Source organism: Roseateles sp. P5_B10, from assembly GCF_056400485.1.
The window spans coordinates 1-7,031 of sequence record NZ_JBFULE010000234.1 but is presented as its reverse complement, the minus strand read 5'-3'; the positions used below and the strand labels follow the sequence as shown (position 1 = coordinate 7,031).

At 68.9% G+C, this 7,031-nt stretch carries 7 protein-coding genes; all 7 read left to right on the top strand.

The features are described 5' to 3' along the window. The first annotated feature begins 188 nt into the window (after positions 1–188). Positions 189–1,490: a hypothetical protein gene (locus tag AC1DU6_RS15375; protein ID WP_457322130.1), complete on the top strand. Its 1,302-nt coding sequence runs from the start codon at positions 189–191 to the stop codon at positions 1,488–1,490. Then, the gene (locus tag AC1DU6_RS15370; protein ID WP_457322128.1) at positions 1,487–2,173 is read left to right on the top strand and encodes a hypothetical protein; all 687 of its coding nucleotides are present in this window, start codon (positions 1,487–1,489) and stop codon (positions 2,171–2,173) included. The genes AC1DU6_RS15375 and AC1DU6_RS15370 overlap by 4 nt, the downstream gene beginning before the upstream one ends. Next, positions 2,173–4,989 carry an ATP-binding protein gene (locus AC1DU6_RS15365; protein ID WP_477858098.1) on the top strand — a complete coding sequence of 939 codons (2,817 nt, stop codon included), beginning with the start codon at positions 2,173–2,175 and terminating at the stop codon, positions 4,987–4,989. Before AC1DU6_RS15370 ends, AC1DU6_RS15365 begins: the two co-directional genes overlap by 1 nt. Further along, positions 4,982–5,425, top strand: coding sequence for an acyl-CoA thioesterase (locus AC1DU6_RS15360; RefSeq protein WP_056197645.1), 444 nt, complete (start codon positions 4,982–4,984; stop codon positions 5,423–5,425). Before AC1DU6_RS15365 ends, AC1DU6_RS15360 begins: the two co-directional genes overlap by 8 nt. A 36-nt stretch (positions 5,426–5,461) precedes the next feature. Next, entirely contained in the window at positions 5,462–5,710 is a 249-nt protein-coding gene (locus AC1DU6_RS15355) for a ParD-like family protein (RefSeq protein ID WP_056197644.1), read from the top strand. Continuing rightward, positions 5,707–6,498: a type I methionyl aminopeptidase gene (gene map / locus AC1DU6_RS15350; RefSeq protein ID WP_477858096.1), complete on the top strand. Its 792-nt coding sequence runs from the start codon at positions 5,707–5,709 to the stop codon at positions 6,496–6,498. Before AC1DU6_RS15355 ends, map begins: the two co-directional genes overlap by 4 nt. Before the next feature lie 90 nt (positions 6,499–6,588). Then, entirely contained in the window at positions 6,589–7,011 is a 423-nt protein-coding gene (locus AC1DU6_RS15345; protein ID WP_457322239.1) for a YybH family protein, read from the top strand. Positions 7,012–7,031 lie beyond the last annotated feature (20 nt).

Here is a 7,031-nt window from a genome sequence, read left to right as displayed (position 1 = left end):
TGGTTCTGGTAGCCCGAGCCGGTCGCGGCAGTGAAGCCGACGAAAGCGTCGTTGGTGCCCAGGGCCGAGCCGATGTCGATGTCGATGTTGAAATCGGTGATGAGCTGTCCGACGGCGACTGTCGACTGTCAAACCCCTCGACACCACCTAATTTGGCGGCTTCAGGGCCCGTCGATAATCCGCGCCCCATGTTGACGACACCCCAGGACACCGACGACACCGCGCGCCCCGATCGCGTGGAGGACTACTTCCGCGACGGCGCCGCGCCGGCGGATGCGCTGCTGTGGTGGCAGCTCGAACGCCAGGACGCCTTGCAGACGGCGCTGCGGGCGCTGTTCCAGGGGCCCGCGGGCCTGACCCGGCTGCGGCTGTGGGTGTTTTTCGAGCTGATGGCGCTGCGCGAGTCGCGGCTGACGCGCGAGGCGCTGAACCAGGCCTTCCACGTGCTGCGCGACGAGGTGCTGGACAACGTGCTCAAGCGCCTGCGTGAAGCCGAACTGCTGGCCTGGGACGCGACGGGGCAGACCTACGCCGTCACGCCGCTGGCCCAGCAGCTCGTGGGCCTGCTGCAGCCGCTGACGCAGGAGGAGGCGCCCGACGGCGACCTGGCCTCGCTGCTGGCCGGCGTGGCCGGCGCCCACCAGCTTGGCACCTTGCAGCCGGCCCAGCTACAGCATTTGCTGGCCCAGCTTTCGCGGCTGTACGACGAGTTCGCCGACGCGATCGCGAGCGGCAGCGAGTTCGCCTTGCGCCGCGCACGCACCCGCTTCGAGAAGGCGCTGACGCTGGTGGATCGCGCTGGCGAGGCGCTGGGTGCCATCATTGCCCAGGCCGAAGCCGCCGGCGACGCTCGCCTGGAGCGCCTGGCCCGCGAGCTGGGCCTGGCGCAGGCGCGGCTGCTGGCCATGGCCAGCCAGTTCAACCGCGCGCTCCAGCAGGCGGACCGCCAGCGCGTAACACTGGGTTCCACCGGCATCACGACCACCGATGTGCGCCGCTGGCTGCAAAGCCAGGGCGACCTTGCCAAACTGCTGGCTGATGGCTGGGAACGGCCGGTGCACCCGGTGCTGGTGTCCCAGCACGACCTCGTTGACACCGCGGAAGCCGAATTTGAGCGCGACCGGCCCAAGCCTGCCGAGATCGCAGCGCTGCCCCAAGGCCAGGCCGCGCCCACTGGCGAGCTGGCCGTCATGCAATTGCCGCCCGACATGGACCAGATGCAGGCGCTGCTGACGGCCTGGGCGGCCGCCGATCCCATCGAACGCGACCTGTCGCCCGCGGTTCTTGGCGACAGCTATGCCCGCGCCGCCTACCGCGCCCAGCTGCTGCCGCTGCTGGGCGACGCGCAAGCCCGACACCTGAAGGGCGCCACCGGCGACATGGCCCGCCAGCCGTGGAGCGTGCGCTGGTCCGCCGAACAAGGCCCCGTCGACGACGAGTTCGTCAAATGGATGAGCCGCGGCGTCCTCACACCTGAATCTTCTTCATGAGCCAACCTCTCGACGACGCCGCCCAACTGGCGGCGCAACTGCTGGCCCGGCGCTGGCTGCCGCGCAGCCACCCGCTGGTGCGCCGCGCGTTGATCGACACCGAGCTGTGGACCCTGCTGGGCCAGCGCCTGGGGGCCGTCGGGCTCAAGGTGGTGGACAACGTGCACGCCGACCACATCGCCGTCGCCCTCGTGCGACCGGCCGAAAGCGCCGTGTTCGGCGAGATGGGCCTGGCCGCTAACAACAACCTCGATCTGCCGCGCGATGGCGTGGCGCTGCTGGTGGTGCTGTGGTCGCTCATCGTGTTGCCGAAGCGCCAGCGCCAGGTCGCGCGCAGCGACGCCATCCACGCCGGCCAGGGCGAGATGTTCGCGGCCGACAAGCCGCTGCCCCAGGCCGCGAGCGTCGCGCCGCTGATCAGCTACCGCAGCCTGCTGGCGGACTTTGGCGACCAGCTCGGCAAGAAGCTGCGGCTGGACACCAACCTCAAGCTGCTGGAGCGCCACGGCTTCATCACGCGCCGCGGCGAGGACATTGCCGAGGGGCCGCTGCTGGACCTGCTGATCGACTACGACCTGCTGGCGCCGCGCATCCTCGATGGCGCCATGGGCGACGTGCTCGCCCGCGCCGGCCACCCGGTCGCCCGCCCCGAAGAAGCAGAACAACAAAACCTCGACGACTGATGTTCCACCTGCAATCGCTCGAACTGCTGCACTGGGACTACTGCCAGCGCGTCACGCTGCCGCTGGACGGCGCCATCATCACCATCGCCGGCCCCAACGGCTCGGGCAAGACCACGCTGCTGGACGCGATGCGCACGCTGCTTGGGCTGGAGTGCTCGGGTGGCCGCACCTACAAGACCTATGCCCGCCACGCCAACGCCGAGACGGCGTGGCTGCGCGCGCTGGTGGACAACCGCCCGCGCTCGCGCCAGAACAGCAGCCGGCCATTCGCTTCGTCGCTGCTGTACGGCGACCAAGTGACGCTGGCCTGCCGCATCGAGCGCCACGGTGGCGACTGGGTGCGCCGCTACACCATCCTCGACGGTGCGCATGAGATCGAGCAACTGGCCGAAAAAGGTGACCGCGACTGGCTGGGCATCGAGGCGTGGAAGAAGCGGCTGGAAGCGGCCGGCCTCACGCGCGCCATCGGTCGCGTGCTGGCGCTGGAGCAGGGCCAGACCGACCGGCTCTGCGAGCTTTCTCCAAAGGAGCTGCTGCGCCTCGTCTTCGAGGTGTTCGGCGACCAGGAGGTGCTGGACCGCTACGAGCAGGCGCGCAGCCATCAGCAACACCTGGGCAAGGAAGTCGAGCAGGCCGGCGCCGAGTTGGCGCACACGCAGGCGCAGTTGAGCGACCTGGCCAACCGCGTCAACAGCCACCGCCAGTACCAGCTCAAGATCCAGGAGCGCGAGCGCCTGGCCACCGAAGTGCTGGCCGTGCTGCGCTGGAGCGAGGCGCGCGAACGCATCACCCGCGATGCGCGCGAGTTGCACCGCCAGCGCCTGTTTGCCTCGGGTGACGTGAAGGTGCTGACCGAGAAGCGCGCGGCGCTGCATGGTTTGTTCACGGCGCAGGAAGCGGCCAAGGAGCGCATGAAGGCGCTGGACGGCGAACGTCGTGAGGCCCGCGCCGCGTTCGACTCGGCGCGCGAAGCCGAGCGGCCCGCCGAGGCCTTGGTCAAGCGTGAGGACGAACTGAAGGCGCTGGCCGACGTGGAGGCCGATGCCGCCGCGCTGACGGCGCGCATGCAGGAACTGGCCGGCGAACGCGAGCGCCTGCGCGCCGACTACACCCGTGCCAGCGACAAGGCCGCCCGCGCGCAGACCGCATTGGGCGAGCTGAGCGGCAAGCGCCTGCCCCCGCCGCCGCCCGAGGTCGCGCCGATGAAGCGCGCGCTGGACGACGCGGGCATCGCCCACCACCTCGTTGCCGACAGCGTCGACATCGCCGACGAAACCTGGCGCGCCGCCGCCGAAGGCCTGCTGCGCCCATCGCGCTGGGTCGTGGTGCTGAAACACCGCAGCGACGAAGGCCGCGCCTTCGACATTGCGGCGAAGCAGCGCTACCGTCACTACGTCGTCGCCGACACGCAGGCCGCAGGCCAGGCGCCGGCCGGCTCGCTGCTGGCGGCGCTGAACGTCAGCGCGCCGCTGCCGACCTGGCTGGTGCGCCAGCTGGGTAGCATCCGCTGCGTCACGTCGACGGAAGAGGGCGCCAAGGCTGGCGGCGAATGGATCACGACCGACGCCTACTACCGCGACGGCCGCGGCGGCCGCAGCGTCTTCGTCGAGCCGCGCGACCATCAGTTCGGCGCGTCGGCCGTGGACTCGCGCCGCGGTGCGCTGGAGGCCGAGCTGGCCCGCTGGGACGGTGAGCTGAGCCGCATCGCCAAGGCGCAGGCGGAAGTCGAACGCCAGTTCAAGGACGTGCAGCGCGCAGCCGTTGGGCATAAGGCTGCGCAGGAATTGAGCGAACGCTCCGACGAATTCGCCGAAGCTCGCGCGCGCCTGCCGGTGCTGCGCCAAGCGCGCGCCGAAGCGTCCACGCGCATGAGCACGCTGGACAGCGAGCACGACCGCATGCTGCGCGACTCCACGCGCAGCGAGCAGGCCTATGAAGCCGCGCAGATCGCGCTGCGCGACGGCGAGGGCTCAGCTTCGGGCCGAGTGCGTGAGCACGAGGCCAAACGCGAGGCGCTGCGTGCGGCATCGCGTCAGTCGCGCACGCGGAAAAGCCAGTTCCCCAAGTCCTGGGTCACGCCCATCGCGCTGGCCGCGCTGCGTGACGAGTTCGAGAACGCCCGCCAGGCCGAGATCCGCGCCCACCACGTCGACCAGGAACTGCAAGGCGGCCACTGGGAGGTCGACGCCAGCGTCGTGGACCGTCACGCCCGCATGTCGGCCCAGGTGCACGAGCAGGACACCCAGCTCAGCGACCGCCGCGCCAGYAACGAGCTGGCCCGCATCGCCGCCTTCAACGCCCGCGAGCGCTACATCGACGTGATGCGCGCCACCGTGCGCCGCTACAAGAAGAACGTCGCCGAGCTGGGCGAACTGGCCGGCGTTACCGCCGAAGCCGTGCTACCCCACCTGGACAACGACGACACCGTGCTCGCCCAGGCCGGCCTGCAGGTCAAGTTCAACTTTGACGGCAAGGGCGAGGTGGGGCTGAACGACGGCGAGGCCTCGGGTGGCCAGCAGGTGCTGAAGAGCCTGATCCTGCTCGTGGGCCTGATGAAAGACGACGAGACGCCGGGCGGCTTCGTCTTCATCGACGAACCCTTCGCCCACCTGGACGTGCGCAACATCCAGCTCGTCGGGCACTTCCTGCGCTCGACCCGCGCGCAATACCTGCTGACGACGCCGATCACGCACAACGTCGAGGTGTTTGAGCCCAGCGAGATCACGCTGGTGACGAGCAAGAAGCCGCGCGGCGAGCGTTGGGCGCCGCCCATCGCGGTGCTGGCGCGCCGGCCGGAAGTCTCCGTGTATGAATGACTGGGACTACCCGTCCCCGTTCACGCTGGCGCTGACGCCGGCGGCCGAACACATCGACGGGTTGGACCACACCAACAACGCCGTCTATGTGCAATGGTGCGAGCAGGCCGGCTGGGCGCATTCCGAGGCGCTCGGCCTGTCGCTTGACGACTACCGCCGCCAGGACCGCGCCATGGCCATTCGCGAAGGCCACTACGACTACCTGCTGCCTTCGTTCGAGGGCGAGGCCCTGGTGCTCGGCACATGGCTGACCGACAGCGACGGCAAGCTGACGATGGAGCGCCGCTTCCAACTGCGCCGCGCGAGTGACGGCGTCACGCTGGTGCGCGGCCGGTGGTTGCTGGTGTGCATCGAGATCAGCAGCGGCAAGCCGCGGCGCATGCCGCCCGAGTTCCTGAGCGCCTACGAAACGGTGGTGGTGCCCAAGCCTGAGTGATATACGTTTCGTATACGAAGCGTATATAGTCGCGGCATGGGAATCGTCAAAATCTCCGATCCGATGCACGAGAGCCTGCGCGTTGCGAGCCAGGCCTTGTCGCGTTCCATCAATGCCCAGGCCGAGCACTGGATGCGCATCGGCATGCTGGCCGAACTGCACCCGCAGCTGAGCCACAGCGAGATCTGCCAGCTGCTGATCCGCGCCGAGCAGGAGGGTGGGCTGGACCTGGCTCGTTTGGCCGGTTGGGCTCAGGCACCCAAGGCCAAGGGGGCCCGGGCATGAAGAGCCTGAAGCTGCGAACATCCGCCGAGGTCGCCAAGGCTCGCGAGGCCGGGCACCTCATCGCCGAGGTGCTGGCCATGCTCAAGCCCCATGTCGTGCCCGGTGTGACGACCGAGGCGCTGGACGACATCTGCCACGACTACATCGTCAACACGCTGAAGTGCATCCCGTCCAACGTCGGCTATCACGGCTACCCAAAGACAGCCTGCATCTCGCCGAATCACGTCGTCTGCCACGGCATTCCGTCCAAGGACAAACGGCTGAAGAAGGGCGACATCGTCAATGTGGACGTGACGCTGACCAAGGACGGCTGGTTCGGCGACAGCAGCCGCATGTTCATCGTCGGCGAGGCCAATGTGCTGGCACGCCGGCTCGTCAACACGACCTATGAGGCGCTGCGCGCCGGTATCCGCCAGGTGCGCCCGGGTGCGACGTTAGGCGATGTGGGCCATGCCATCCAGACGGTTGCGCATGCGGCCGGCTTCAGCGTCGTGCGCGAGTACGGCGGCCATGGCATCGGCGACGTCTATCACGACGACCCGCACGTCAATCACTTTGGTCGCCCGGGCGAAGGCCTGAAGCTGCAGGAGGGCATGATCTTCACGATCGAGCCCATGATCAACGCGGGCGCCGCCGGCATCCGCGAGCTGAACGACGGCTGGACGGTGGTGACGCGCGACCACTCGCTGTCGGCCCAGTGGGAGCACATGGTGACCGTGACGGCCGACGGCTTCGAGATCCTGACGCCCTGGCCGRACGGCCTCGGCGACTATCCGGCCATCGAGTAGGCCTTGGCCTACGGGGCGATGCAGGCCGCTCCGGCAGTGGGTGAATGCACTGGGCCGCACAGTGAATGCGTCGTCGCCTCGGGAGCCGTCATGACCGAATCCTTCACGCAATTTCTGCACGCGAGAGAAGTCGCCTCGCTCGACTACGTGCGCGGGCAGCCGGACGCCTTCCTGGCGCTGGCTGCCGCGCGCGGCAAGGCGAGCTTCTTTCCTCCCGGCGGCGGCCATGTGCGCGGCGCGGTGGCCGTGAAGGAGCGCCAGGCCAAGGATGCGGAGGCCTTCGACGAGGGCACGCAAAGCAGCCGCTTTGAGATCTTCCACAGCGCGGCCGACCACGAGGTTGGCTACTGGACCGGCCTGCAGCACGCCAGGGTGCAGATAAAAGGCAAGGACGAGTTGCTGTCGATGACGCTGCGTGTCACCGAGGTGTTCCGTCGCGAAGACGGCGAATGGAAGATCGTCCACCGCCACGCCGACATGCTGGCCGAGCCTCAGGAGAAGCCCGGCCACTGAGCCTTCAAGCCGGCGTCGTC

Coding starts and splice junctions, on each gene's coding strand:
- AC1DU6_RS15355 (WP_056197644.1), top strand. CDS start 5,462: ATGGGAATCGTCAAAATCTCCGATCCGATGCACGAGAGCCTGCGCGTT.
- AC1DU6_RS15360 (WP_056197645.1), top strand. CDS start 4,982: ATGAATGACTGGGACTACCCGTCCCCGTTCACGCTGGCGCTGACGCCG.
- AC1DU6_RS15375 (WP_457322130.1), top strand. CDS start 189: ATGTTGACGACACCCCAGGACACCGACGACACCGCGCGCCCCGATCGC.
- AC1DU6_RS15345 (WP_457322239.1), top strand. CDS start 6,589: ATGACCGAATCCTTCACGCAATTTCTGCACGCGAGAGAAGTCGCCTCG.
- AC1DU6_RS15370 (WP_457322128.1), top strand. CDS start 1,487: ATGAGCCAACCTCTCGACGACGCCGCCCAACTGGCGGCGCAACTGCTG.